This window comes from Streptomyces sp. NPDC056296, assembly GCF_042268605.1.
Classification (GTDB): domain Bacteria; phylum Actinomycetota; class Actinomycetes; order Streptomycetales; family Streptomycetaceae; genus Streptomyces.
This window is the reverse complement of record NZ_JBHJRX010000056.1, coordinates 1-23,101: the sequence shown is the minus strand read 5'-3', so window position 1 is coordinate 23,101 and position 23,101 is coordinate 1. Positions and strand designations below refer to the sequence as shown.

Here is a 23,101-nt window from a genome sequence, read left to right as displayed (position 1 = left end):
CGTCTTGGTCCAAGGGCGGCAGCTGCCGTCGCTGCTCACCAGGTCACGGTCAACGAACCCCCGACCGGCAGCGCGTGCCAGCGGTCCGCGTACTCGTCGAACCGGGCCACGATCCGGTCGACCACCGGTGGGATCGCACCCGCCGTCACGTACGCCGGCAGCTCCCGCGCGTGGCCGTGCCGTACCTCCCACACGGGTACGGCGATGCCCGCCAGCTCCTCCGACCTGGCCATGTCGGCACTCGCCTCGGGGGTCGGCCGGGTTCGCTTCGTCTTGCGGCGGCGGTTGGCCCTGGCGCGTTCCGTGGGGTCGGCGGGCCAGAACATGCCGTTGTCGCCGGTGGCCAGCCGCCCGTAGACGCCGAGCTCGATGCCCGCCTCGGCCTCGACGAGGAAGTGCACCAGGTCGTGCGGAAGGTACGGGTGGCCGCCGGGCCCGTTGCGCGGGGCGAGCGCGGCGCCCGTGTCGCGGTGCACGGCGATGTCGTAGCTCGTGCCGGGGCCCTTGGTGAAGACGACGTGCATGCCCGGCACGGTAGGTGGCGTGTCCGAACACACTCACCTTGTTTTCCAGCGCCACAAAGCCTCACGGATGCGACCTCGGGTACCAGGCCGCCGCAGTGACAGGCGGGGGCGCGGAGACGTATTGCAACGGGCAGTCCAAAACAGCTAGGGTCGCGTCATGGCCCGACCGCGGAAGTTCGACGAGGAACGGGCCCTGGACGCGGCCATGCACACGTTCTGGGAGAAGGGCTACGAGGCCACCTCCACGCAGGATTTGTGCGAGGCCACGGGACTGGGGCGGAGCAGCGTCTACAACACGTTCAAGAGCAAGCACGACTTGTTCGAGCGTGCGCTGGCCCGCTATATCGAGACCACGACGACCACGCAGCTGGCGATCCTGGACGACACGCGTCACCGTGCCGCCGATCGCATCCGCTCTCTGCTCACCCTGATCATCGACGGCGAGATGGAGCACCGGACGGATGGCCGGAGCCTCGGTTGCCTGACCGTGAACACCACGGTCGAGCTGACGGCTCGCGACGCACGCGCGGCGGGGATGCTGGAGCGTGACACGGCCCGCAGACTGGCCGCCCTGCGAGGGGTGATCGAGGAGGGTCGGCGGGACGGCAGCATCACCTCGACCCGGGACGCCGGAGCCTTGGCCCGGTTCGTCAACGCGGCCATCGGCGGCATGCGCGTCTCGGGCCAGGGGGGCGCCGACCGGGTGGCGCTGGAATCGATCGCCGAGATCACCATGGACGCGCTCACCCACTGAACCACTTGCCGGCCTTCGCCGCTTTCTCGCATGGCCAAGTTTTGAACTGATCGATTCATAACCGGACGACACGCCACTCTAAGGAGATCGACTCGTGCCTCGGGCCGTATACATACTCGCGCTCGGCATCTTCGCCATGGTGACCAGCGAATTCGTGGTCGCCGGGCTGATGCCGCAGATGGCGGACGGACTGGACGCGACCATCCCGCAGATCGGGTACCTCATCACCGCGTTCGCGGCCGCCATGGCGGTCGGCGGACCGTTCCTGACCGTCGCGCTCCTGAAACTCGCGCCCCGCACAGCCTTGTTGGTGCTGTTCGCCGTCTTCCTGGCCGGCAACATCCTGGCCGCCACGGCGACCGGCTACGCCACCATGATGGCCGCCCGCGTCATCACCGGCGTCGCCTCCCAGGCCTTCTTCGGCGTGGGTATCTCGATGTGCGCCCGGATCACCCGCCCCGAGGTCCGTGGCCGCGCGATCGCCGTCGCCATGAACGGCCTCATGCTCGGCACCCTGCTCGGCCTGCCCCTGTCCACGGTGGTGGGTGAGCGTTTCGGCTGGCGTGCGGCGTTCTGGACCATCTCCCTGATCACCCTGATCGCGGCCGGGGCCACGCTGTTCGGGGTGCCCCGGATCGAGCGAGCCGAGGGCGGCGGCGGCTTCCGGCAGGAGATCGGCGTCTTCAGGAAGCCCCGGCTGTGGCTGGTGATGTCCACCAGCACACTCGTCATCGGCGCCACCTTCTCGGCGTTCAGCTACCTCAACCCGATCCTCACCGGCCTCACCGGCTTCTCCTCCGGCACCGTGCCCCTCCTGCTGATCGCGTACGGAGCCGCCACCGTCGTCGGCAACACCGTCGTCGGGCGCTTCGCCGACGGCCACGCGGTTCCCGTCCTCGCCCTCGGTCTCGTGCTCAACCTGCTCTTCCTCAGCGGCTTCGCCCTGTTCGCGGGCATGCCCGCCCCGGCCGTCGTCTGCATGATGGGCATCGGTCTGGTCGGCGTCACCATGAATCCCGCCATGGTGACCCGCGTCCAGCGCACCGGCAACGCCGGCCCGCTGGTCAACACCGTCCACTCCTCGTTCATCACTCTCGGCGTCATCCTCAGCTCGTCCATCGGCGGCGTCGTGATCGATGCGTGGGGTCTGCGGGCGCCGCTCTGGATGGGCGCGGTCATGGCGCTGGGGGGACTGGCCACCGTCCTGCCCGCCCTCCGCCGCCGCGACCCCCTCAGTACCGGGCCCACGCCGCCGCTCACGAAGGTCGCGTGTACGGCGGGTCAAGCCGGAGGCAGCCGTACGCCGGGAGCCTGATCGGACGGAGCGGTACCCCGTCCCGAGCCACGGCTCGCGCCCCGCGGCGGGCGTCGACGGAGACGGCGGCCGGGTCGGTCGGGGTGTCCGGGTCCGGGCGCCAGGACGGGACCTGGGTGATGCCGGGGGCGACCAGGTCGAGTCCTTCGAAAAAGCCGGCGATCTCCTCGACGCCGACGCAGCCCTGCCATCAGGCGGCGTACCAGATCGCGGGCCTGGTCGTAGTCGGCGACGTGGCCGAGGGTGTTGAGGGTGATCAGTACGATCGGTCTGCCCTCCGGGGTGCTGGTGAGCAGCGCGTTGGCGTGGGTCGGCACGATCGGGTCATCGTCGTCCCCGGCACCGGTGGCGTCCGGAAGGAACTGGGCGTACACAGTGACGTGAGGTTCCGTTGGCGGCTGGGGGATCGGGATGTTCGGTCGGCGGGTCGGCCCATTGGCTCTGTGGCCGTGGATCAGACCGGGCGCGGGGCTGGTCTCCGCGGACCTGCGGGGTGCCTGGCTGCATTGGGCGCGGTTGCGGGGGGCCAACCTGCGGCTGGCCCGGATGCGAAGGGTCCACCTGTCCTGGGCGGACTTGTCGGGTGCGAAGCTGGACGGCGCCCACATGTACGAGGCGAGGCTCCGGCGCGCGAATTTGCGGGGCGCGTCCCTGACCGGCGCGTTCCTGAAGGGCGCGGATCTCACCAAAGCGCGGTTGGCGGACGCCGACTTGACGGGCGCCGATCTCTCGGGCGCGAGGCTGGTGGGTGCGGACCTGCGGGGCGCGAATCTGATGCGGGCGAACCTGTTCCAGGCGGACCTGACCGGAGCCGACCTTTCCCGTGCCGGCCTGCGCGGCGCGACCCTGTTCAGCACGCACATCCAGGTCGCGGACATGAGGGGCGCGGACCTGAGCGGCGCCTCCCTGGACTACCTCGGGTCTCGCATCGTGACCCTCTTCGAGACACACGCCCGCACGGGCATCCTCATGTCGCTGCGCTGGTCGTCCAGCACGCGCTGGCCGGGATCGTGGAGCGCCGAGAGGATTCGCGAGTGCTCGGAAGAGACCGCGCCGGGCAAGTGGCAGGTGACGCGCGGGAGCGGCGAGTCCGGTCACCACGACTGATGGGGCCGGTGCGTGAGTTGGCCGCACATCGAGTACGGCGACTCGGGCATCGGATGCCGAGACCGCGGCGACCCGCCTCTTGAACGCGCTGCCGGAGACCGACCTCGCTCGTCCCCTCGCCGAGCTGACGTGGCGTCCCGGCCCGTTCCACCGCGCCCTGGAATCCCTGCCCGTCACCTTCCCGGCCGCTCAGCAATCCGCACAGCAAGCAGCTCACCAAGCCGCACACTAAGGAGCCAGGCCATGGCGACCCAGCAGCCCGCCCTCGTCCTCGACCCCACCGGCGCCGGTCACCACGCCGAGCACCGCGCCCTGCGGGAGGGCGGACCGGCCACACGGGTGGACGTCCTCGGCGTCCAGGCCTGGTCGGTCAGCGACCCCGCCCTTCTCAAACGGCTGCTCACCAGCCCCGATGTCTCCAAGGACGCCCGGGCGCACTGGCCGGCCTTCGGCGAGGTGGTCGGCACCTGGCCGCTCGCCCTGTGGGTGGCGGTGGAGAACATGTTCACCGCGTACGGACCCGACCACCGCAAGCTGCGCCGACTGGTGGCGCCCGCCTTCAGCGCCCGTCGCATCGCCGAGATGCGGCCGGCCGTCGAGGAGATGGTGACCCGGCTCGTCGACCGGCTCGCGGACCTCCCCGCCGGCGAGCCGGTCGATCTGCGGCAAGAGCTGGCCTACCCGCTGCCCATCGCGGTGATCGGTCACCTCATGGGGGTGCCCGAGGACCGGCGGGAGGGCTTCCGGGCCCTCGTGGACGGCGTCTTCGACACCACGCTGACTCCCGACGAGGCGCAGGCCAACACCATGCGCCTGTACGAGGTCCTGGACCAGCTCATCGCCACCAAGCGCGCCACCCCGGGCGACGACATGACGTCGCTGCTCATCGCCGCGCGGGACGACGAGGGGGACGGTGACCGCCTCTCCCCGGCGGAACTGCGCGACACCCTGCTGCTGATGATCAGCGCCGGTTACGAGACCACCGTCAACGTCATCGACCAGGCCACGCACACGCTACTGACCCGTCCCGACCAGCTCGACCTGGTCCGCAAGGGCGAGGTCACCTGGGCGGACGTCGTCGAGGAGACGCTGCGTCATGAACCGGCGGTCAAGCATCTGCCGCTCCGGTACGCGGTCACGGACATCCCCCTGCCGGACGGGCGGACCATCGCCCGCGGGGAGGCCATCCTCGCCTCGTACGCCGCCGCCAACCGCCACCCGGACTGGTACGAGGACGCCGACACCTTCGACGCGACCCGCACGGTCAAGGAGCACCTCGCGTTCGGCCACGGCGTCCACTTCTGTCTGGGCGCGCCGCTGGCCCGCATGGAGGTGACCCTCGCGCTGGAGAGCCTGTTCGGCCGCTTCCCGGACATCCGCCTCGCCGACCCGGCGGAGGAACTGCCGCCCGTGCCCTCCCTGATCAGCAACGGTCACCAGCGGCTCCCCGTCCTGCTGCACGCCGGCTGAACGGCGGGCCGGCTCGCCCGTCGATCGGGCGAGCCGTCAGGGCGGCGTCGGGGAAAACCCCCCGAGTCACGGCTTGCGCGCCACCCCGCAGTACGCGTCCACGGAGACCGCGGCCGGGTCGGTCGGGGTGTCCGGGTCCGGGCGCCAGGACGGGACCTGGGTGATGCCGGGGGCGACCAGGTCGAGTCCTTCGAAGAGGCCGGCGATCTCCTCGACGCTGCGCACGTAGTACGGCGTGGCACCGCTGGCGTTGTACGCGTTCGACGCGGCGATCATGCCCTCGCTCGTCGCCGTGCTGTCGCTGATCACCAGGTAACTGCCCGACGGGAGGCCTGCCATCAGGCGGCGTACCAGGTCGCGGGCCTGGTCGTAGTCGGCGACGTGGCCGAGGGTGTTGAGGATGATCAGGGCGATCGGCCGGGAGAAGTCGAGGGTGCCGGCGGCGGCCTCCAGGACGGTGTCGGGGGCGTAGAGGTCGGCGTCGAGGTAGGCGGTCCTGCCCTCCGGGGTGCTGGTGAGCAGCGCGTTGGCGTGGGTCAGCACGATCGGGTCGTTGTCGACGTACACGATGCGGGCGTCGGGAGCGACGCGCTGGGCCACTTCGTGGGTGTTGTCGGCGGTGGGGAGGCCGGTGCCGATGTCCAGGAACTGCTGGATGCCCTGCTCCCGGATCAGGTGGCGGACGGCGCGGCCCAGGAAGAGCCGGCTGGTGAGTGCCACGTCGACGAGGCCGGGGAAGATCTCCTTGATCTGGTCACCGATCTCCCGGTCGACCTCGTAGTTGTCCTTGCCCCCGACGAAGTAGTTCCAGAAGCGGGCCGAGTGCGGTGTGGCGGTGTCGATCCGGGCCCGTATCTCCGCGGTGGCCGCGAGCTGGGAGTTGGTGTCCGACACGGCAGAGTCTCCTAGGGGTGGGTCGGGCGTGGCCTGATCAGGATCAGGATCCGGATCAGGATCAGGACACCAACCTAGTGCGGACGCGGCCTGCGCGGGGCGTGAAAAGGGGTCTGTGGGCAGGGAGTTGGCGGCAGGGGTGGTGGCTCGCCCCTGTTTCGGGGCGAGCCGGCCGTCGGGGCGTCAGGGGGAGGTCAGCCGAACATGCCCGGCTCGTAGTCGCCCGCCGGGTTCTGGAGCATGACGTTCACGCGGTTGTACGTGTTGATGAGGGCGATCAGGCCGACCAGGGCGGCGAGCTGGTCCTCGTCGTAGTGCTTGGCCGCTTCCGCCCAGGCCTCGTCGGTGACACCCCCGGCGGAGTCGGCGATGCGGGTGCCCTGCTCGGTCAGTTCCAGGGCGGCGCGCTCGGCGTCGGTGAAGACCTTGGCCTCCCGCCATGCCGCGATCAGGTTGAGGCGCAGTGCGGTCTCGCCCGCCTTCGCCGCGTCCTTCGTGTGCATGTCGAGGCAGAAGCCGCAGCCGTTGATCTGGCTGGCGCGGATCTTCACCAGCTCCTGGGTCGCGGTCGGCAGCGTCGAGTCCGCCACGACCTTGCCCGCCGAGTTGATGTGCCGCACGAGCTTGCCCGCGATCGGGTTGGCGAACATGTTGAGACGAGCTTCCATGGTGGGTTCCTCCGTCGTGGCCGTCGTGGCCGTCGTGGTCATCGTGCTTGTGAGTCGTTCGCCCTTCGGCGTACACAGCTACGACGGAGCGCGCGGGTGGGATGTGACAGGCTCGGGGAGGACGTGGGTGTGACCTGCGTCTCAGCTGTGCGGGGTGGCTCGTGACAGGAGTCGGCGCAGTGCCGCCGTCACCTCGGCCGGGCGCTCGTCCATCACCCAGTGGCCGGTGCCGTCCAGCATCGTCAGTTCGGCTCCGGGGACGGCCTCGGCCAGCTCCGTCGCGATCGTCGGGCGCAGGTACTGGTCGGCGCGGCCCCAGATGACCGCCGTCGGGCAGGGGATGTCCTGGAGGCGTCGGCGCAGCTCGGGGCGGGACGGGGTGCGGTAGTCGCCGAAGTAGTGGAGCAGCCAGCGGCGGCCCTCCGGCGTGTCCATCCAGTCGACGTAGCCGGCCAGGACGCCGGTGTCGAGGTGGCCCGCGCGGACCAGCGGGGCGAGGGACCGGCGGTGGATGGCGGCGTAGGGCAGGCGCATCGCCGCCGGTCGGAGGGCGGGAGTTCGTCCGGCGAGGCTGATGAGGCTGAAGACGGCGTACCAGCGGCCGGTGAAGGTGGCGTGGGCGCGGCTGTTGAGGACGGCCAGCCTGCGGACTCGCTCGGGGTGGGTCTCGGCGAAGCCGAGGGAGAGGAAGCCGCCGTAGTCGTGGCCGACCAGGTTCACCGAGTCCAGGCCCAGAGCGTCCAGCAGCCTGCCGAGCCGGGCGACCTCGGTGTCGTAGTCGAAGGGCAGGTGCAGAGGGCGGTCGGACTCGCCCCAGCCGAGGAGGTCCGGGGTGATCACCCGGTACCGGTGCGACAGGGGTGGGACCTGGTGGCGCCAGCAGTGGTGGTCGGCGGGGTAGCCGTGCAGGAGGAGGACCGGCTCGGCGTCGGGGGGTCCCGACTCCCAGCAGGCCACGTGGGCGCCGTCGACCGTCACCGACCGGGCGCGGGACCGGTCCGTGCCGGGGCTCTGCGTACTCATCGGTTCCTCGCTCCGCTCGTCTTCGGGGGCGCGTCGTTCTGGCCGTCTTCCGCCCTAACTCGGCGGATACCCGGAAGTGTCGCGGCGAGGGCACGACGTTCGGCCAATGGGCGGTACTCGGCCACTGTCGAGGGGCAGAGCGACGCTCACCCCGGCGCGTGCGCCGTGCACGGCGCGGATTAGCCTCGGCTTCGGTAGTCGGCACGGCAGGAGACGGAGGAGACGGACATGGCGAAGGTTCCCAGCGCGGTGGTCGCCGCGGGTGGTCTCGTCGGCGGGTACGGCGTGGCCCGCTGGACGAAGAAGCGGCAGCTCGGCGGGGCCGTGCTCGCCGTCGCCGGGGCCGCTGCCGCGCGGCAGTGGCGGGAGCGGGCCGGCGGGAAGGCGGCGGGGGCGCTGACGGCCGCGTACGTCGCGGGCTTCGCCGGGTCCCACCCGCTGGCCAAGAAGGTGGGCGCCTGGCCCGCCGTCCTCGGTGTCGCCGGTGCCGTGGCGCTGGCCTCGTGGGCGGTCGCCGACCGGCGAGGATGAGCCGCCGGCCTACGTCAGGTGGGTGAGTACGTTCACCACCCGCCCGTTCGGGTCCCGTACGAAGAAGCGCCGTACGCCCCACTCCTCGTCCCGTAGCTCCCGTACGATCTCCGCGCCCGACGCGGACACCTGTGCGTACACCGCGTCGACGTCCTCGACCTCCACGCTCAGGTCGGGGACGAGGGGCGCGGTGCGTTCCTCGGTGAAGAGGCTGATCTGGGCGGTGGGGTTGGACGGGGAGGCCAGGGTCGTCACCCAGCCCATGTTCATGACCTCCTCGAAGCCGAGCAGGCCGTAGAAGTCGCGGCTCGTGCGCAGCTGTTCCTCGCGCTCGACCTGGATGTTGGGGACGATCCGGCGGATGGTCATCGGGCGGCTCCTCGCGGTCGGCCGGTCGGGTGACGGGGCGTACGGAACTTACGGGGCGTACGGGGCGACGCTACGCGCCCGCCGAATCCGCCCGCACCGTCGACAGCGGCTCCGCGATGTCCTCCAGCGACCGGCGCTCCGCCTTCACCGCCAGGAACACCGCCACCAGGCCGGCCGCGCACATCAGCCCGGCGCCGATCTGGAAGGCCAGAACGGTGTCGCCGACCACGCCGGACTCGGTGAGGTTGGCGAAGAGCAGCGGGCCGCTGATACCGCCGGCGGCGGTGCCGAGGGCGTAGAAGAAGGCGATGGCCATGGCGCGGGTCTCCATCGGGAAGACCTCGGAGACGGTCAGGTACGCGCTGGATGCGCCCGCCGACGCGAAGAACAGCACCACGCACCAGCAGGCCGTCATCGTCGTGGCCGTGAGCGATCCCCGGTCGAAGAGGTAGGCCGTGCCGAAGAGCAGGATGCCGGACAGCAGGTACGTGCTGGAGATCATGATGCGGCGGCCGACCGTGTCGAAGAGCGGGCCGAGGAGCAGCGGGCCCATGAAGTTGCCGGCGGCGATGACGGCGAAGTAGTAGCCGGTGCTGCCGGTCGGCACGTCGAAGAAGGTGATGAGGATGGTGCCGAAGCCGAAGGTGATGGCGTTGTAGAGGAAGGCCTGGCCGATGAAGAGGGAGAGGCCGAGGACCGCGCGGCGCGGGTAGCGGCGGAAGACGGTCTTGGCGATCAGACCGAAGCCGATGCTCTTGCGCTGGTGGATGGTGATCTCACGGGCCGGCGGCGGCAGTTTCTCGCCCTTCTCCTGCTCGATCTCCCGTTCGACGGACGACACGAGGGTGTCGGCCTTCTCGCCGTGGCCGTGGATGAACTGCCAGCGTGGGCTCTCCGGGACGTGCCGTCGTACGAGCAGGATGACCAGGCCGAGGACCACGCCGAGGGCGAAGCTGAGCCGCCAGCCGAGGTCCTTCGGGAAGATGTCGGTGTCCAGCATCACGATGGACAGCAGGGCGCCGCCGATCGCGCCGAGCCAGTAGCTGCCGTTGATGATGAGGTCGACCCGGCCCCGGTACCGGGACGGGATCAGCTCGTCGATCGCGGAGTTGATGGCCGCGTACTCGCCGCCGATGCCGAAGCCGGTGAGGAAGCGGAAGAGGAAGAACCACCAGGACTCGAAGGAGAGCGCGGTCAGCGCGGTCGCCGCCAGGTAGACCATCAGGGTCACCATGAACAGCTTCTTGCGGCCGTAACGGTCGGTCAGCCAGCCGAAGAACAGGGCCCCGGAGCACGCACCCGCGACGTACAGGGCGGCGGCGAGGCCGGTGATCTGGGCGGCGCTGATGTCGAGGCCGCTGCCTTCCTCGGCGATGCGGCCGGCGACGTTGCCGACGATCGTGACTTCCAGGCCGTCCAGGATCCAGACGGTGCCCAGGCCGATCACGATCATCCAGTGCCACCGTGACCAGGGCAGCCGGTCCAGGCGGGCGGGGACGGCCGTGGTGACGGCGCCGGTGGAGGCGGGCGTCGAGCCCGGCGACGACGATGCTGCTGTCATGGCTCCCTCTCCGTCGAGCGAACGCCTCCCGTGTGCCCGGAGCCGGGAGGGACACGCCCACCGCTCCGGGAGGGACACGCCCACCACTCCGGGAGGGACACGCCCACCACTACGGAGGAACACGCCCGCCGAACCCGCCGCGCCGGGAGGGCGGGGCCTGCCCTACGCCCCCAGCATGCGGGAGACCGTGTAGATCAGCAGCCCGGCCAGGGAGCCGACCACCGTGCCGTTGATGCGGATGAACTGCAGGTCGCGGCCGATGTTCGCCTCGATCTTCTTCGTGGTGTGCTCGGCGTCCCAGCTCGCCACCGTGTCGGTGATCAGGGAGGTGATCTCCTTGCGGTAGGTGGTGACGACGTAGACCGCGGCGCCCTCGACCCACCCGTCGACCTTGCCCTGCACCTTGGGGTCGGAGGCCATCCGGGCGCCCAGCGACAGCAGCGAGGCCCGTACCCGCATGCGTAGTTCGCTGCGCTCGTCCTCCGCCGCCGAGACGATCATGGATCGTACGGCCGTCCAGGCGGACGCGATGAGGTCCTGGACCTCGCCGCGGCCCAGCACCTCGGTCTTCAGCCGCTCCACGCGCGCGCGGGTGTCCGTGTCGGACTGGAGGTCGGAGGCGAAGTCGGTGAGGAAGCGGTCGAGGGCGCCTCGTGCGGGGTGGGCGGGCATGTCGCGCATCTCGGTGACGAAGCGCAGCAGTTCCTTGTAGACGCGCTCGCCGACCCGCTTGTCCACGAACCGGGGCGTCCATCCGGGTGCCCCGCCCTGTACGGCGTCCATCACGGAGTCGCCGTGCAGGATCAGCCAGTCGTGGGCCCGCGAGACGATCAGGTCGACGGCCCGTTTGTGGCCGCCGTCGGCGACGATCCGGTCCAGCAGTTTGCCGATGCCGGGGGCGATCTCCTGCGCGTCGGCGCGGCGCGTGATCGCCTCCCCCACCACCGCCTGGACGTCGGAGTCCCGCAGCACGGTGAGGGCGCCGCGCAGGGCGGCGGACAGCTCCGCCGTCACCCGGTCGGCGTGTTCGGGCACGGCGAGCCAGGCGCCGAGCCGGCTGCCGATGCCCACGGCGCGCAGCCGCTGCCGTACGACGTCCTCGGAGAGGAAGTTCTCGCCGACGAACTCGCCCAGCGAGACGCCCAGCTGGTCCTTCTTCTTGGGGATGATCGCGGTGTGCGGGATGGGGATGCCGAGGGGGTGGCGGAAGAGAGCGGTGACCGCGAACCAGTCGGCGAGCGCGCCGACCATGCCGGCCTCGGCGGCGGCGGCGACGTAGCCCGCCCAGGCGCCCGCGCCCCGGTGGGAGGCCCATTCGGCCAGGACGTAGACCACGGCGACGAACAGCAGCAGGCCGGTGGCGGTGAGCTTCATGCGGCGCACGCCGCGGCGCTTCTCCTCGTCGGCCGGGCTGAAGGACGTCATCGCGCGGTCGCGGACGGTGCGCCCGGCCCCCGCGGCCGGCCGCCCTGCACCCGCCCCTTCACTCACCCCTGCGCCCTCCCCGGTATCTCCCGAACCGTCAGGAAGTTCCGACTTCGTGCGTTCCATCCACTCCACCGTTCGCTGATCCGTCCCGCACACATTGTCCCTTCCTGACCGACTCCTGGAACGGAACACAAGTTCCCGGCGTCTGTCCGGGAGGGGGAACGCCCGGGGGTCGTACGGCCTTTCCCCCGCCCATGACGCATCATGGGTTCATCCCACCGGAGCCTCGGGCTCCCTCGCCCGAGGAGAACAGCACAGCATGACCCGGGGTCGTGACGGGGGCGCGGGGGCGCCTTCCACCAAGCACCGTGCCCTGCTCGCGGCGATCGTCACCCTGATAGTGACGATTTCCGCGGCCATATACGCCGGAGTGTCCGCCGACGGCGGCGCGAAGGACCGCACACCGCTCGCCGGCGGCCGTTTCCCGCGCGGCGACGCCGCTCCCGCCTCGGCCGGCACGTGGGTCGGCGCCTGGTCCACTTCACCGGCAGCCGCCGAACCGGGCACCGAGACGACAGGCATGGCGGGCCGTTCGGTGCGCAACATCGTGCACACGAGCATCGGCGGCACCAGCGCGCGGATCACCCTGTCCAACCTCTACGGGCAGTCCCCGCTGACCATCACGCACGCCTCCATCGCCCTGGCCGCCGGCCCCGACACCGCCGCCGCGCTCGCCGACACCATGCGCCGGCTCACCTTCGGGGGCAGCCCCCAGGTCGTGATCCCGGCGGGCGGACAGGTGATGAGCGACATCGCGCGCATCGCCGTCCCCTACGGCACGGACGTCCTGGTCACCACGTACTCCCCCGTGCCGTCCGGCCCGGTCACCTACCACCCGCGCGCGCAGCAGATCAGCTACCTCGCCGACGGCGACCGCGCCGCGGACGTCACCGGCGTCCCGTACACCACTCAGACCCGGTACTGGCGCTATCTGACCGCGCTGGACGTGCTGAGCCACGAGGCCGACGGCACCGTCGTCGCCATCGGCGACTCGATCACCGACGGCTTCGGCTCCGAGACGGGCGCCAACAACCGCTGGACCGACGTCCTCGCCGAGCGCCTGCACCAGGCGGCCGAGGCCGGGCGGGACGCGCCCCGCTACAGCGTCGTCAACCAGGGCATCAGCGGCAACCGGATCCTGACCGGCCGGGCGGGCCGGCCCGCCGACAACCCCAGCGCGCTGAGCCGGTTCGAGCGGGACGTACTGGGCCGCACGAACGTCAAGGTCGTCGTCATCGTCCTCGGCGTCAACGACATCCTGCACAGCCCGGAACTCGCCGACCGGGACGCCATCCTCGACGGCCTGCGCACCCTCACCGACCAGGCGCACGCCCGGGGACTGAAGGTCGTCGGCGCGACGATCACGCCGTTCGGCGGCTACGGCGGTTACACGCGGGCCCGCGAGACGATGCGGCAGCAGATCAACGAGGAGATCCGCTCGGGCCGGGTGTTCGACGAGGTCGTCGACTTCGACAAGGCCCTGCGCGACCCCTACGACCCCCGCCGGATGCGCTCCGACTACGACAGCGGCGACCACCTGCACCCCAGCGACAAGGGGTACGCGCGCATGGGCCGCCTCCTCGACCTGGACGACCTGAGGGGCGCGGCGCCGATCCAGCTCTGAGAGCCGGACACCGCCCCGGACGGGACACCGCTGTGCGCGGCACCTCTGCGCGCGGCACCTCTGCGCGCGGCACCTCTGCGCGCGGCAGCGCTGGGCGCGGCACCTCTGCGCGCGGCACCGCCGGGCGCGCCACCTCTGCGCGCGGCACCGCCGGGCGCGCCACCTCTGCGCGCGGCACCGCCGGGCGCGCCACCTCTGCGCGCGGCACCGCCGGGCGGGACACCGCCGGACTGCGGAGACTGCTGTGCGCGGCACCGCTGGGCGCGGCAGCACTGTGCGCGGCACCGCCGGACGGTGCACCGCCGGGCTGGACACGGCTGTGCGCGGCACCGCCGGGCGGGACACCGCTCGGCCGGTCAGCCGTCCCGGCGGCGGTCCCGTTCCTCCTCGCGGTGCAGGTCGTGGAAGCCGTGGCGTGAGCCGTCCAGTTCCTTGCGGCCCTTGCGCTCCAGCTTCTCCTGCCGGCGCTCTTCCTTGATCCGCAGCTTCTCCGCCCGCGTCAGCTTGCGCTCGATCCCGACCCCGCCCCAGAAGGCGAAGCCCGTCACGACGACGCGCGGGGCGCCCGGGTCGCCGGGGACGCCCTCCTCGCGGTGGTCGAAGCCGCCCATGATCCCGATGCCGCGCACGATCACCTCGACACCGGGCGGCACGATCACGTTCATCCCGCCCATGATCGCGACGCAGTTGATCACGACCTCGTCGTGCGCGAAGTCCGCCTCGCGCAGGTCGATGTCCCCGCCGCCCCAGAACGCGAAGGAGTTGAACCGCCTCGGCACCGTCCAGCGCCCCTTGCGCTGGAACCCGGACATCACCGCGACCGCCCACGTCGACGACGGCTCGCCCCCGGTGATCCGGCCCGCCCAGCCCCCGGCGCGCTCGGGCTCCTTGGTCATCGACACCCGGGGCGGCCCGTCCACCGGGCCGACCGGCAGGTCCCGGGTGATCGGCGTCAGGTCCCCGTACGTCCGCGCGCTGTACGTGGCGTCCAGCCGCTCCTCGAACTCGGTCATGTCCAGGCGCCCCTCCGCGAGGGCGTCCCGCAGGACCTCGGCGACTCGTTCACGGTCGGCGTCGGATGCGCGGAGTTCCGGGGCGTCGTCGGTCATGTACAGCAGCCTACGAGGTCGCCGCGCCGGACACTACGCGCCCGCGCGTTCCGCGTACATCTTGGCGATCACCGACTCGATGTCCGGCTCCCGCACCGACAGGTCCACCAGCGGATACTCCGCCGCGATCCGCGCCACCAGCCCCGCCGCCGACGCCGACGCCGGGAACGCCAGCCACTGCCGCGGCCCCTCCACCCGCACCACCCGCGCGGGCGCCGGCGCCTCGATCGGCGGCAACTCCCGCTCCAGGTCCACCACCAGGGTGCGTTCGCTCTCCCCCGCCTCGTGCAGCCCGTCCAGCGGGCCGTCGTACATCAGCCGCCCGTGGTCGATCACCATCACCCGCGAGCAGAGCTGCTCGATGTCCTGGAGATCGTGCGTGGTCAGCAGCACCGTCGTGCCGCGCTCCGCGTTCAAGTCCCGCAGGAAACCCCGCACCTTGGCCTTCGACACCACGTCCAGGCCGATCGTCGGCTCGTCCAGGTACAGCACCTCCGGGTCGTGCAGCAGCGCCGCCGCGATGTCGCCCCGCATTCGCTGGCCCAGCGACAACTGCCGCACCGGCACGTCCAGCAGCTCCTGGAGCTGGAGGAGTTCCACGCAGCGGTCCAGGTTCTCCCGGTAACGGACGTCCGGGATGCGGTACATGCGGTGCATCAGCCGGTAGGAGTCGATCAGCGGCAGATCCCACCACAGCGTCGTCCGCTGCCCGAACACCACCCCGATGCGGTGCGCCAGCCGGATCCGCTCCCGGGACGGATCGATGCCCGCCACCCGCAGCCGGCCGCCGCTCGGCGTCAGGATGCCGGTGAGCATCTTGATCGTCGTCGACTTGCCGGCGCCGTTCGGACCGATGTAGCCGACCATCTCGCCGCGTGCCACGGTGAACGACAGCCCGTCCACGGCCCGCACCTGCCGCCGCTCCCGTTTGAGGAAGCCCGTCTTCCTGCGCACGTCGAAGACCTTCTCGACGCCGTCGAGCTCGATGAAGGCCCCCGCACCCGGCCCCACGGTGTCCACCTCGGCCAACGCCCTCAACTCCCTCACTCCCGCACTCCCTCAACTCCCGGTACTCCGATACGTGCGCAGCCCCGCCCGCCAGGCCAGCCCCGCCAGCGCGCAGCAGGCCACGGCCACCAGCGGCGGCGCGAACGCCACCCACTCGGGCAGGTCCAGCGGATAGGGCCGGTCCAGCACATAGCTCGCCGGCAGCCAGTTGACGAAGGCCAGCGGCATCACGAACGTCACCCCGCGCACCAGGTCCAGCGCGAACACCGTCGGCGGGTACTGCAACATCGTCGTACCGCCGTAGGTGAAGGCGTTCGACACCTCCGAGGCGTCCTGCGCCACGAACTGGAACGCCGCCGCCGCCACGAACACCGCGCAGAAGATCCCCGCCCCGCTGAGCAGCATCACCGGCATCAGCAGCAGCTTCGCCGCCGTCCAGTCGACGTCCACGACCGTCAGCGCGTACCCCAGCACCAGCACCCCCTGCGCCACCCGGCCCAGCCGGCGCAGCGCGAACCGGTCCGCCGCCACCTGCGCCAGCACCGGCGCCGGACGCACCAGCAGCGTGTCCAGCGTGCCGTCGCGCACCCGCCGGCCCAGCCGCTCCATCGAGCCGATCGCCAGGTCGGCCAGCCCGAAGCAGACACCGGACACCCCGTACAGGAACGCCACCTCGGCCAGCGACCAGCCGCCCAGCGCGTCGACGCGGGAGAACATCAGCAGGATCGCCACGAAGTCCAGCGCGGTCGCCGCGAAGTTCCCGAACGTCGTCAGCGCGAAGGACGTCCGGTACGCCATCGTCGACCGGATCCACATCGCCGCGATCAGCCGGTACGCGCGCAGCCCCTCGGCGACCCGGCCGGGTCGCTTCGCCCTCCCCGCCGCGTGAGCCGTCTCAGCCACCCTGGACCACCACCCGTCGCGTCGCCGCCGACTGCATCAGCCGGCCCACCGCCAGCAGCGCCACCGCCCACCCCGCCTGGAAGAGATACGTCCCCAGCGGATCGGCCTCCCCCAGCAGCACGTCCGCCGGCGCCTGGAGCAGCGACGACCACGGCAGCATCCGTACGACTTCGCCGAGCGCACCGGGGAACACGTTCAGCGGCAGCAGCATCCCCGAGCAGAAGAACCCCGCCAGCCACGCCATCTGCGTCACCCCCATGCCGTCCATCAGCCAGAACGCCGAGAGCGCCACCAGGTACCGCAGCGCGAAACTCACCGCCGCCGCCAGCACCACCGCCACCAGGAACGCCGCCCACGTGGACACCTCCCGCGGCAGCGCCACCGGAAAGAACAGTGACCCGAACGCGAACGGCACCACCCCGCGCCCCAGCAGTTGGAACAGCGCCCGCCCCACATCCGCCGCCAACCACCACAGCTGGAGATCCGCCGGCCGGTACAGATCGACGGCGATGTCACCCGTACGGATGCGCTCCATCAGCTCGTCCTCGAACCCGCCGCCCCCGATCGCCAGCGCCGCCAGCAACGCCTGCCCCAGCCACACGAAGGTGACGGCCTGCGCCTGGTCGTAGCCCCCGAGCTGCGGTTTCTCGTCCCACAGGGCCAGATAGGTGTATACCAGGATCAACCCGAAGACCGTGTTGGTGAACACCCCGGCGGCGGTGGCCGCCCGATAGGTCGCGTACCGTCGGAATCCCCCCGCCGCGACGGCCGCGTACAACCGCCCCGAGCCCACATCCACGACTCCCACCCTCCGAATGGCACCGAAGCGCAGGAGCCTAGTGCGACGGCGACCGCACGTGCCACGGAATTTCACGGGTGTGCCGCCGAGTGGGAACGGAACGCCCGGTGCGAGAGTCTTCTTCAGAGGGCGTCAAAGGCGTGAGAAGGCGCCAGAGGACGCAGAGGCGTACAAGGCCGTACGAGACCAGACCGTACGACGCGAAAACCGTACGACGCGAAACAGGAGTCCGTGCACGAGATGAGCGACGAGCCGCAGCCGCAGCAGCCGAACCAGGGCTGGGCCCCGCGAGAGCCCCAGGCGGCCGGCGAGGGAACGGCCGGCGAGGGGAAGGCCGGCGAGGGGAAGGCCGGCGAGGGGAAGGCCAAGAAGCCCAAGCGGCCGGCGCGCACCGGCTGGCGCCGGCTGATCCCGACCTGGCGCATCGTACTGAGCACCTGCCTCATCGGCGTACTGCTGCTGATCGGCGGCTTCTTCCTCGGCTACCACCTGGTCCAGATCCCGGCCGCCAACGCGCTCGCCACCAAGCAGTCCAACGTCTACCTGTACGCCGACGGCAGCGTCCTCGCCCGCGACGGCGAGGTCAACCGGGAGAGCGTCGGCCTCGCCCGCATCTCCAAGGACGCCCAGCACGCCGTCCTGGCCGCCGAGGACCGCGACTTCTACACCGAGTCCGCCATCGACCCGGGGGCCATGGTCCGCGCCGGCTGGAACACCGCCACCGGCAAGGGCAAGCAGTCCGGCTCCACGATCACCCAGCAGTACGTCAAGAACTACTACCTGGCCCAGGAACAGACCATCACCCGCAAGGTGAAGGAGTTCTTCATCTCGATCAAGCTCGACCGCGAGACGAGCAAGAGCGAGATCCTGGAGGGCTACCTCAACACCAGCTTCTTCGGCCGCGGCGCCTACGGCATCCAGGCCGCCGCCCAGGCCTACTACGGCATCGACGCCAAGGACCTCACCGCCGCCCAGGGCGCCTACCTCGCCTCCCTGCTCAACGCGCCCAGCCAGTACGACGTCGTCGCCCACCCCGAGAACAAGCCCGCCGCCGAGGCCCGCTGGAACTACGTCCTGGACGGCATGGTCGAGAAGGGCTGGCTCAGCCGGTCCGAACGCGCGAGCCAGAAGTTCCCCGCGCCCAAGGAGAGCACCATCTCCACCAACATGTCCGGGCAGCGCGGCTACGTCGTCAACATCGTCAAGGACTACCTGGTCCAGAACGACATCGTCGACGAGGAGGAACTCGACCGCGGCGGCTACCGCATCACCACCACCCTGCAGAAGGACAAGCAGAACGCCTTCGTCAAGGCCGTCGACGACAAGCTCATGTCCAAACTGGACAAGAAGGAACGCAAGGTCGACACCTACGTCCGCGCGGGCGGCGCCTCCGTCGACCCGGAGACCGGCAAGGTCGTCGCGATGTACAACGGCATCGACTACGTCAAGCAGTACACACCCAACGCCACCCGCCGCGACTTCCAGGTCGGCTCCACCTTCAAGCCCTTCGTGTTCACGTCCGCCGTCGAGAACCACTCCGAGACGCAGGACGGCCGCACGATCAACCCGAACACGATCTACGACGGCACCAGCGAACGCCCCGTCGAGGGCTGGAGCGGCGGCCGCTACGCCCCGGAGAACGAGGACCACCACGACTACGGCGACGTCACCGTCCGCGAGGCCACCGACAAGTCCGTCAACGCCGTGTACGCCCAGATGGCCGTGGACGTCGGCTCCGACAAGGTCCAGCAGACCGCGATCGACCTCGGCCTCTCCAAGAACACCCCCGAACTCACCCCCTCCCCCTCCATCGCCCTCGGCGTGGCCACCGCCAGCCCCCTCGACATGGCGGAGGCGTACGCCACCCTCGCCAACCACGGCAGGCACGGCACGTACACGCTCGTCGAGAAGGTCATGAAGGACGGCAAGCACGAGGTCGAGCTGCCCGAGCGGCGCGAGCGCCAGGCCGTCAGCCGCGAGGCCGCCGACACCACGACCTCCGTCCTGCGCAGCGTCGTCCAGAACGGCACCGCCACCGCCGCCCAGGCCGCGGGCCGCCCCGCCGCCGGCAAGACCGGCACCGCCGAGGAGGACACCGCCGCCTGGTTCGCCGGCTACACCCCCGAGCTGGCCACCGTCATCGCCGTGATGGGCCAGGACCCGGAAACCGCCGCCCACAAGTCGCTCTACGGCGCGATGGGCCTGCCCCGCGTCAACGGCGGCGGCGCGCCCGCCGAGATCTGGGGCCAGTACACCCGCAACGCCCTCAAGGGCGAACCGGTCACCGACTTCGACCTTCAGCTCCAGACCGGCGCCGACGTCACCGCGTCCCCGTCCGACGACTCCTCGGACGAACCCGGGACGGGCGACGAAAGCGGCAGCGGCGAGCCCGACGACGAGCCGACCGGCGACGAGGACGAGTCCGGCAACGAGTCCACCCCGGGAGGGAACGGCGGCGGCAGCACCCCGCCGGGCGGCGAAACCGGCACCGGCGACCCGTCGACCGGCGGCCCCACCACGGGCGGCGCCACCACCGAGCCCGGCCCCACCGGCGGAGGCGACGGCGGCGACGACTCGTCCAACGGCGGCGGCACCACAGAGGGAGCAGGAGGCGGCGGCGACACGACCGGCGCGGGCGGCGGAGGCGACTCGGACACCGGCACGGTCGCCGGCATCCCCGTCACACCCCGCCGCCAGTGACAGCACCCCGGTTCAGCCGGGTCAGTGCCCGGAGGTCGCCTTCAGACCCACCACGGCGACCAGCAGCAGACAGATGAAGAAGATCCGGGCGGCGGTCACCGGCTCACCCAGCACCACCATGCCGAGCACCGCCGCACCGGCCGCGCCGATCCCCACCCACACGCCGTAGGCGGTACCGATGGGCAGCGTCCGGGCCGCGTACGACAGCAGGATCATGCTGGCGACGATCCCGGCACCGGTGAACAGACTCGGCACGAGACGGGTGAACCCGTCCGTGTACTTCATCCCGATCGACCAGCCGACCTCGAGCAGACCGGCGACGAGCAACAGAACCCAAGCCATGACGGCACCTCCGTGAACGAACTGAACGGTGGTGCGTCGTCTTTTCCTTGGCCCGGTACGGCGCGTCTCGTCGGGGTACTTCCCAAGGTAGCAAAGACAGCCGAAAGGGGCTGGTGACCTTGATCACCAGCCCCTGAACGGCTCTGCGAACCCCTGTTTCAGAGGTACGAGGTCTCAGAGATACAGCCCGGTCGAATCCTCCGACCCCTCGAACCGGTCCGCGGCCACCGCGTGCAGATCGCGCTCGCGCATGAGCACGTACGCGGTACCCCGCACCTCGACCTCCGCGCGGTCCTCCGGGTCGTACAGCACCCGGTCGCCCGGCTCCACGGTCCGTACGTTCTGACCCACCGCGACAACCTCGGCCCAGGCCAGCCGCCGGCCGACCGCCGCCGTGGCGGGAATCAGGATCCCGCCCCCGGAACGCCGCTCGCCCTCACCGGTGTCCTGCCGCACGAGTACACGGTCGTGCAGCATCCGGATGGGCAGCTTGTCGTCCGGGGAACTGTGCTCGTTTCTCTTGGCGCTCACGCCCTGAACCTACCTGCCCCGGCTCAGCGCCTGCGCCGCCGGGTACCGCCCAGGGCGAGCAGCCCCACGACCCCGACGACCACCAGCGCGACGGGCACGACCCGCTCCATCCGGGGCGCGCCCTCCTCGTCCACGAACTGCGACTTCACATCGCTGACCACACGATTGACCCCGACGTACGCACGCCCGAGAGTGTGATCGACGCTGGAAGCGACCTTGGCCTTCGCATCGCCCACGATCGTCTTCGGGTGCACCCGCATCCCGATCTCGTCGAGCGTCTCGGCCAGCACCTCGCGGCGGCGCTTGATGTCCGCCTCGATCTGCGCCGGGGTTCTGATGTCCGACGTGTCCGCCACCGTACGGCCTCCGAAGTCTGCTGACGCTGTTCCGGACAGTCTGTCAGCTACTGGCCCCGCTGCACTGTCAGGACCCCCGGTTACGCTGGTTCGATGAGCGAGCGACTCCAGCCCGGGGACGTGGCCCCCGCCTTCACCCTCCCGGACGCCGACGGCAACGAGGTGTCCCTGTCCGACCACAAGGGCCGCAAGGTCATCGTCTACTTCTACCCTGCTGCTCTTACCCCCGGTTGCACGAAGCAGGCGTGCGACTTCACGGACAACCTGGAGCTGCTGACCGGCGCCGGATACGACGTGATCGGCATCTCCCCCGACAAGCCGGAGAAGCTGGCCAAGTTCCGCGACACGGAGTCCCTCAAGGTCACCCTCCTCGCCGACCCGGACAAGAAGACCCTCGACGCGTACGCCGCCTTCGGCGAGAAGAAGAACTACGGCAAGACCTACATGGGCGTCATCCGCTCCACGATCGTCGTCGACGAGGACGGCAATGTGGAACGCGCCCTGTACAACGTCCGCGCGACGGGCCACGTGGCCAAGATCATCAAGGATCTGGGGATCTGACGGCGCTGCCCGACCAGTAGCATGGCCGGGCAGCAGCGCCGGGCGGCCGTGGTGGAATTGGCAGTCACGCTGGGTTTAGGTCCCAGTGGGGTAACTCCCGTGAGGGTTCGAGTCCCTCCGGCCGCACCAGTACGTTCTTCGGCTGCTCAGCCGAGCAGCTCCCGCACCACCGGCACCAGCGCCCGGAACGCCTTCCCCCGGTGGCTGATCGCGTTCTTCTCCGCCGCCGTCAGTTCCGCGCACGTGCGGGTCTCGCCCTCCGGCTGGAGGATCGGGTCGTAGCCGAAGCCGCCCGTGCCGGCGGGGGCGTGGCGCAGGGTGCCCCGGAGTTGGCCCTCGACGACCCTCTCCGTGCCGTCGGGCAGGGCCAGGGCCGCCGCGCAGGCGAAGTGCGCGCCCCGGTGTTCGTCGGCGATGTCGCCGATCTGGGCGAGGAGGAGGTCGAGGTTGGCCTGGTCGTCGCCGTGGCGGCCCGCCCAGCGGGCGGAGAAGATGCCGGGGGCGCCGTTGAGGACGTCGACGCAGAGGCCGGAGTCGTCGGCGACGGCGGGGTGGCCGGTGGCCTTGGCGAGGGCGTGGGCCTTGAGGAGGGCGTTCTCGGCGAAGGTGACGCCGGTTTCCTTGACGTCCGGGATCTCCGGGTAGGCGTCCGCGCCGACGAGGTCGTGGGGCAGGCCTGCGTCGGCGAGGATGGCCCTCAGTTCGGTGATCTTTCCGGCGTTGCGGGTGGCGAGGATCAGGCGGGTCATGGGGTTCAGTATCCCGGCCCTCGCCGGCCCGCTCGCACCGCCCTTACGGCGTGCCTTACGGCGTGCAGACCTTCGTCAGTTCGCCGGCCGCGTCGGTGACGGGGCTCAGGTCCGGGGTGTTGTCACCGTTCTCGACCGAGGTGCGGACGTTGTCGACGGCCTTGCCGAGGTCGTCGACCGCCTTGTCGACGTCGGCGTTGTCGGTCTTGTCGCCGATCTTGTCGAGGTTCTTGTCTATGGAGTTGAGGGATTCCTCGAGCTGCGTCGGGTCGTTGGACGCGTTCTCCACGGCCTGCTGGAGTGCGGTGACGCTGTCGGCGATGGCGTCGGCGGTCTGGACGCAGTCGAGGGCCTTGTCGACGGCGTCGCATCCGGTGGTGAGTCCGGCCGTCAGGGCGATGGCCGCCACGGTGGCGGCGGTGACGGTGGTGCGGCGAAGGCGGCGGTGGCGGCTCGCGGCCATGGGTCTCGGTCCTCCCCTTGGGACAGGGCCGGGCGGCCCGTGTGCGGTGCGGCGCCGGACGTACGGCGGTGAACCGTACGTCCGTACTGCTAGTGACGCGGTGGCGGGCGGTGGAGTTGCGTGTCCGGGCCGCCTTTTCTTGATGCGCTCTTGGCGTTCCATACCTTTCTTCGTGGGTTGATCGCGGTCATTCGTAAGATCGGGACACCCAGGGATGCCGGGTGTGGCTGTCATGGCGTTGCCGCATTCGTG

24 protein-coding genes, 1 tRNA gene, 2 pseudogenes and 1 riboswitch are annotated in these 23,101 nt (G+C 70.8%); of the genes and pseudogenes, 10 read left to right on the top strand and 17 right to left on the bottom strand.

Going from position 1 to position 23,101, the window contains the following annotated elements; all coding sequences use genetic code 11:
* Positions 1-35: 35 nt before the first annotated feature.
* Positions 36-524: a hypothetical protein gene (locus ACFCZF_RS32335; protein WP_376674656.1), complete on the bottom strand. Its 489-nt coding sequence runs from the start codon at positions 522-524 to the stop codon at positions 36-38.
* Positions 525-681: 157 nt separating this feature from the next.
* Between ACFCZF_RS32335 and ACFCZF_RS32330 the strand changes: the two genes are divergently transcribed.
* Together ACFCZF_RS32330 and ACFCZF_RS32325 are read left to right on the top strand one after the other, a co-directional pair.
* A complete protein-coding gene (locus ACFCZF_RS32330) occupies positions 682-1,278 on the top strand; it encodes a TetR/AcrR family transcriptional regulator (protein ID WP_376674655.1) in 597 nt (198 codons plus the stop codon).
* A gap of 94 nt (positions 1,279-1,372) precedes the next feature.
* Entirely contained in the window at positions 1,373-2,593 is a 1,221-nt protein-coding gene (locus ACFCZF_RS32325; protein WP_376674654.1) for an MFS transporter, read from the top strand.
* Between the two features lie 49 nt (positions 2,594-2,642).
* Here the strand turns inward: ACFCZF_RS32325 and ACFCZF_RS32320 are convergent.
* A pseudogene (locus ACFCZF_RS32320) lies at positions 2,643-2,988 on the bottom strand (SAM-dependent methyltransferase); the annotation flags it as partial.
* A 40-nt stretch (positions 2,989-3,028) separates the two neighbouring features.
* On the opposite strand from ACFCZF_RS32320, the gene ACFCZF_RS32315 reads away from it, so the two are divergent.
* From ACFCZF_RS32315 to ACFCZF_RS32305, 3 genes and pseudogenes are all read left to right on the top strand, one after another.
* Positions 3,029-3,700, top strand: a complete 672-nt coding sequence (locus ACFCZF_RS32315; RefSeq protein ID WP_376674653.1) for a pentapeptide repeat-containing protein — start codon at positions 3,029-3,031, stop codon at positions 3,698-3,700.
* Positions 3,701-3,755: 55 nt separating this feature from the next.
* A pseudogene (locus ACFCZF_RS32310) lies at positions 3,756-3,932 on the top strand (cytochrome P450); the annotation flags it as partial.
* 11 nt (positions 3,933-3,943) lie between these two features.
* On the top strand, positions 3,944-5,170 hold the full coding sequence (locus tag ACFCZF_RS32305; protein ID WP_376674652.1) for a cytochrome P450: 1,227 nt from the start codon (positions 3,944-3,946) through the stop codon (positions 5,168-5,170).
* A 66-nt stretch (positions 5,171-5,236) separates the two neighbouring features.
* Here ACFCZF_RS32305 and ACFCZF_RS32300 read toward each other — a convergent pair whose 3' ends face one another.
* The 3 genes from ACFCZF_RS32300 to ACFCZF_RS32290 form a co-directional block, all read right to left on the bottom strand.
* Entirely contained in the window at positions 5,237-6,064 is an 828-nt protein-coding gene (locus ACFCZF_RS32300) for an SAM-dependent methyltransferase (protein ID WP_376674651.1), read from the bottom strand.
* Between the two features lie 194 nt (positions 6,065-6,258).
* Positions 6,259-6,732, bottom strand: a complete 474-nt coding sequence (locus ACFCZF_RS32295) for a carboxymuconolactone decarboxylase family protein (protein ID WP_375909992.1) — start codon at positions 6,730-6,732, stop codon at positions 6,259-6,261.
* Positions 6,733-6,873: 141 nt separating this feature from the next.
* Positions 6,874-7,755, bottom strand: coding sequence for an alpha/beta fold hydrolase (locus tag ACFCZF_RS32290; RefSeq protein ID WP_376674650.1), 882 nt, complete (start codon positions 7,753-7,755; stop codon positions 6,874-6,876).
* Positions 7,756-7,983: 228 nt separating this feature from the next.
* On the opposite strand from ACFCZF_RS32290, the gene ACFCZF_RS32285 reads away from it, so the two are divergent.
* A complete protein-coding gene (locus ACFCZF_RS32285) occupies positions 7,984-8,286 on the top strand; it encodes a hypothetical protein (protein WP_376674649.1) in 303 nt (100 codons plus the stop codon).
* A gap of 9 nt (positions 8,287-8,295) precedes the next feature.
* Here the strand turns inward: ACFCZF_RS32285 and ACFCZF_RS32280 are convergent, their stop codons facing one another.
* The 3 genes from ACFCZF_RS32280 to ACFCZF_RS32270 form a co-directional block, all read right to left on the bottom strand.
* Positions 8,296-8,655, bottom strand: coding sequence for a VOC family protein (locus ACFCZF_RS32280; RefSeq protein ID WP_376674648.1), 360 nt, complete (start codon positions 8,653-8,655; stop codon positions 8,296-8,298).
* A 70-nt stretch (positions 8,656-8,725) separates the two neighbouring features.
* A complete protein-coding gene (locus ACFCZF_RS32275) occupies positions 8,726-10,216 on the bottom strand; it encodes an MFS transporter (RefSeq protein WP_376674647.1) in 1,491 nt (496 codons plus the stop codon).
* A gap of 162 nt (positions 10,217-10,378) precedes the next feature.
* Entirely contained in the window at positions 10,379-11,767 is a 1,389-nt protein-coding gene (locus ACFCZF_RS32270) for a DUF445 domain-containing protein (RefSeq protein ID WP_376674646.1), read from the bottom strand.
* A 196-nt stretch (positions 11,768-11,963) separates the two neighbouring features.
* Between ACFCZF_RS32270 and ACFCZF_RS32265 the strand changes: the two genes are divergently transcribed.
* Entirely contained in the window at positions 11,964-13,328 is a 1,365-nt protein-coding gene (locus tag ACFCZF_RS32265) for an SGNH/GDSL hydrolase family protein (RefSeq protein ID WP_376674645.1), read from the top strand.
* Between the two features lie 356 nt (positions 13,329-13,684).
* On the opposite strand, the gene ACFCZF_RS32260 is transcribed toward ACFCZF_RS32265, so the two are convergent.
* The 4 genes from ACFCZF_RS32260 to ACFCZF_RS32245 are packed head-to-tail and all read right to left on the bottom strand — an operon-like array spanning position 13,685 to position 17,147.
* The gene (locus tag ACFCZF_RS32260; RefSeq protein ID WP_376674644.1) at positions 13,685-14,437 is read right to left on the bottom strand and encodes a DUF1707 domain-containing protein; all 753 of its coding nucleotides are present in this window, start codon (positions 14,435-14,437) and stop codon (positions 13,685-13,687) included.
* 33 nt (positions 14,438-14,470) lie between these two features.
* Complete coding sequence (locus ACFCZF_RS32255; RefSeq protein ID WP_376674643.1) at positions 14,471-15,484, bottom strand: ATP-binding cassette domain-containing protein; 1,014 nt, start codon at positions 15,482-15,484, stop codon at positions 14,471-14,473.
* Positions 15,485-15,496: 12 nt separating this feature from the next.
* Complete coding sequence (locus tag ACFCZF_RS32250) at positions 15,497-16,348, bottom strand: ABC transporter permease (protein ID WP_376674642.1); 852 nt, start codon at positions 16,346-16,348, stop codon at positions 15,497-15,499.
* Positions 16,341-17,147: an ABC transporter permease gene (locus ACFCZF_RS32245; protein WP_375914685.1), complete on the bottom strand. Its 807-nt coding sequence runs from the start codon at positions 17,145-17,147 to the stop codon at positions 16,341-16,343. The genes ACFCZF_RS32250 and ACFCZF_RS32245 overlap by 8 nt, the downstream gene beginning before the upstream one ends.
* Positions 17,148-17,387: 240 nt before the next feature.
* On the opposite strand from ACFCZF_RS32245, the gene ACFCZF_RS32240 reads away from it, so the two are divergent.
* Positions 17,388-19,847, top strand: a complete 2,460-nt coding sequence (locus ACFCZF_RS32240; protein WP_376674641.1) for a transglycosylase domain-containing protein — start codon at positions 17,388-17,390, stop codon at positions 19,845-19,847.
* 21 nt (positions 19,848-19,868) lie between these two features.
* Here the strand turns inward: ACFCZF_RS32240 and ACFCZF_RS32235 are convergent, their stop codons facing one another.
* The 3 genes from ACFCZF_RS32235 to ACFCZF_RS32225 form a co-directional block, all read right to left on the bottom strand.
* Positions 19,869-20,189 (bottom strand): DMT family transporter, encoded by a 321-nt coding sequence (locus tag ACFCZF_RS32235; RefSeq protein ID WP_375914679.1) that lies wholly within the window; start codon positions 20,187-20,189, stop codon positions 19,869-19,871.
* Positions 20,190-20,219: 30 nt separating this feature from the next.
* A riboswitch (guanidine-III (ykkC-III) riboswitch) is annotated at positions 20,220-20,286 on the bottom strand.
* 77 nt (positions 20,287-20,363) lie between these two features.
* Complete coding sequence (locus tag ACFCZF_RS32230) at positions 20,364-20,720, bottom strand: co-chaperone GroES (protein ID WP_121747202.1); 357 nt, start codon at positions 20,718-20,720, stop codon at positions 20,364-20,366.
* Between the two features lie 23 nt (positions 20,721-20,743).
* A complete protein-coding gene (locus tag ACFCZF_RS32225) occupies positions 20,744-21,076 on the bottom strand; it encodes a DUF3618 domain-containing protein (protein ID WP_375914676.1) in 333 nt (110 codons plus the stop codon).
* A gap of 93 nt (positions 21,077-21,169) precedes the next feature.
* On the opposite strand from ACFCZF_RS32225, the gene bcp reads away from it, so the two are divergent.
* Both bcp and ACFCZF_RS32215 read left to right on the top strand, forming a co-directional pair.
* Positions 21,170-21,637: a thioredoxin-dependent thiol peroxidase gene (bcp, locus tag ACFCZF_RS32220; RefSeq protein WP_376674640.1), complete on the top strand. Its 468-nt coding sequence runs from the start codon at positions 21,170-21,172 to the stop codon at positions 21,635-21,637.
* A 42-nt stretch (positions 21,638-21,679) separates the two neighbouring features.
* A tRNA-Leu gene (locus ACFCZF_RS32215) sits at positions 21,680-21,766 on the top strand.
* A 17-nt stretch (positions 21,767-21,783) separates the two neighbouring features.
* Here the strand turns inward: ACFCZF_RS32215 and rdgB are convergent.
* Both rdgB and ACFCZF_RS32205 read right to left on the bottom strand, forming a co-directional pair.
* Entirely contained in the window at positions 21,784-22,386 is a 603-nt protein-coding gene (rdgB, locus tag ACFCZF_RS32210; RefSeq protein WP_376674639.1) for an RdgB/HAM1 family non-canonical purine NTP pyrophosphatase, read from the bottom strand.
* 55 nt (positions 22,387-22,441) lie between these two features.
* Entirely contained in the window at positions 22,442-22,849 is a 408-nt protein-coding gene (locus ACFCZF_RS32205; protein WP_310873149.1) for a hypothetical protein, read from the bottom strand.
* Between the last annotated feature and the right edge of the window lie 252 nt (positions 22,850-23,101).

Coding starts and splice junctions, on each gene's coding strand:
- ACFCZF_RS32240 (WP_376674641.1), top strand. CDS start 17,388: ATGAGCGACGAGCCGCAGCCGCAGCAGCCGAACCAGGGCTGGGCCCCG.
- ACFCZF_RS32335 (WP_376674656.1), bottom strand. CDS start 524: ATGCACGTCGTCTTCACCAAGGGCCCCGGCACGAGCTACGACATCGCC.
- ACFCZF_RS32265 (WP_376674645.1), top strand. CDS start 11,964: ATGACCCGGGGTCGTGACGGGGGCGCGGGGGCGCCTTCCACCAAGCAC.
- ACFCZF_RS32285 (WP_376674649.1), top strand. CDS start 7,984: ATGGCGAAGGTTCCCAGCGCGGTGGTCGCCGCGGGTGGTCTCGTCGGC.
- ACFCZF_RS32330 (WP_376674655.1), top strand. CDS start 682: ATGGCCCGACCGCGGAAGTTCGACGAGGAACGGGCCCTGGACGCGGCC.
- rdgB (WP_376674639.1), bottom strand. CDS start 22,386: ATGACCCGCCTGATCCTCGCCACCCGCAACGCCGGAAAGATCACCGAA.
- ACFCZF_RS32305 (WP_376674652.1), top strand. CDS start 3,944: ATGGCGACCCAGCAGCCCGCCCTCGTCCTCGACCCCACCGGCGCCGGT.
- ACFCZF_RS32275 (WP_376674647.1), bottom strand. CDS start 10,216: ATGACAGCAGCATCGTCGTCGCCGGGCTCGACGCCCGCCTCCACCGGC.
- ACFCZF_RS32290 (WP_376674650.1), bottom strand. CDS start 7,755: ATGAGTACGCAGAGCCCCGGCACGGACCGGTCCCGCGCCCGGTCGGTG.
- bcp (WP_376674640.1), top strand. CDS start 21,170: ATGAGCGAGCGACTCCAGCCCGGGGACGTGGCCCCCGCCTTCACCCTC.
- ACFCZF_RS32260 (WP_376674644.1), bottom strand. CDS start 14,437: ATGACCGACGACGCCCCGGAACTCCGCGCATCCGACGCCGACCGTGAA.
- ACFCZF_RS32235 (WP_375914679.1), bottom strand. CDS start 20,189: ATGGCTTGGGTTCTGTTGCTCGTCGCCGGTCTGCTCGAGGTCGGCTGG.
- ACFCZF_RS32270 (WP_376674646.1), bottom strand. CDS start 11,767: ATGGAACGCACGAAGTCGGAACTTCCTGACGGTTCGGGAGATACCGGG.
- ACFCZF_RS32295 (WP_375909992.1), bottom strand. CDS start 6,732: ATGGAAGCTCGTCTCAACATGTTCGCCAACCCGATCGCGGGCAAGCTC.
- ACFCZF_RS32280 (WP_376674648.1), bottom strand. CDS start 8,655: ATGACCATCCGCCGGATCGTCCCCAACATCCAGGTCGAGCGCGAGGAA.
- ACFCZF_RS32205 (WP_310873149.1), bottom strand. CDS start 22,849: ATGGCCGCGAGCCGCCACCGCCGCCTTCGCCGCACCACCGTCACCGCC.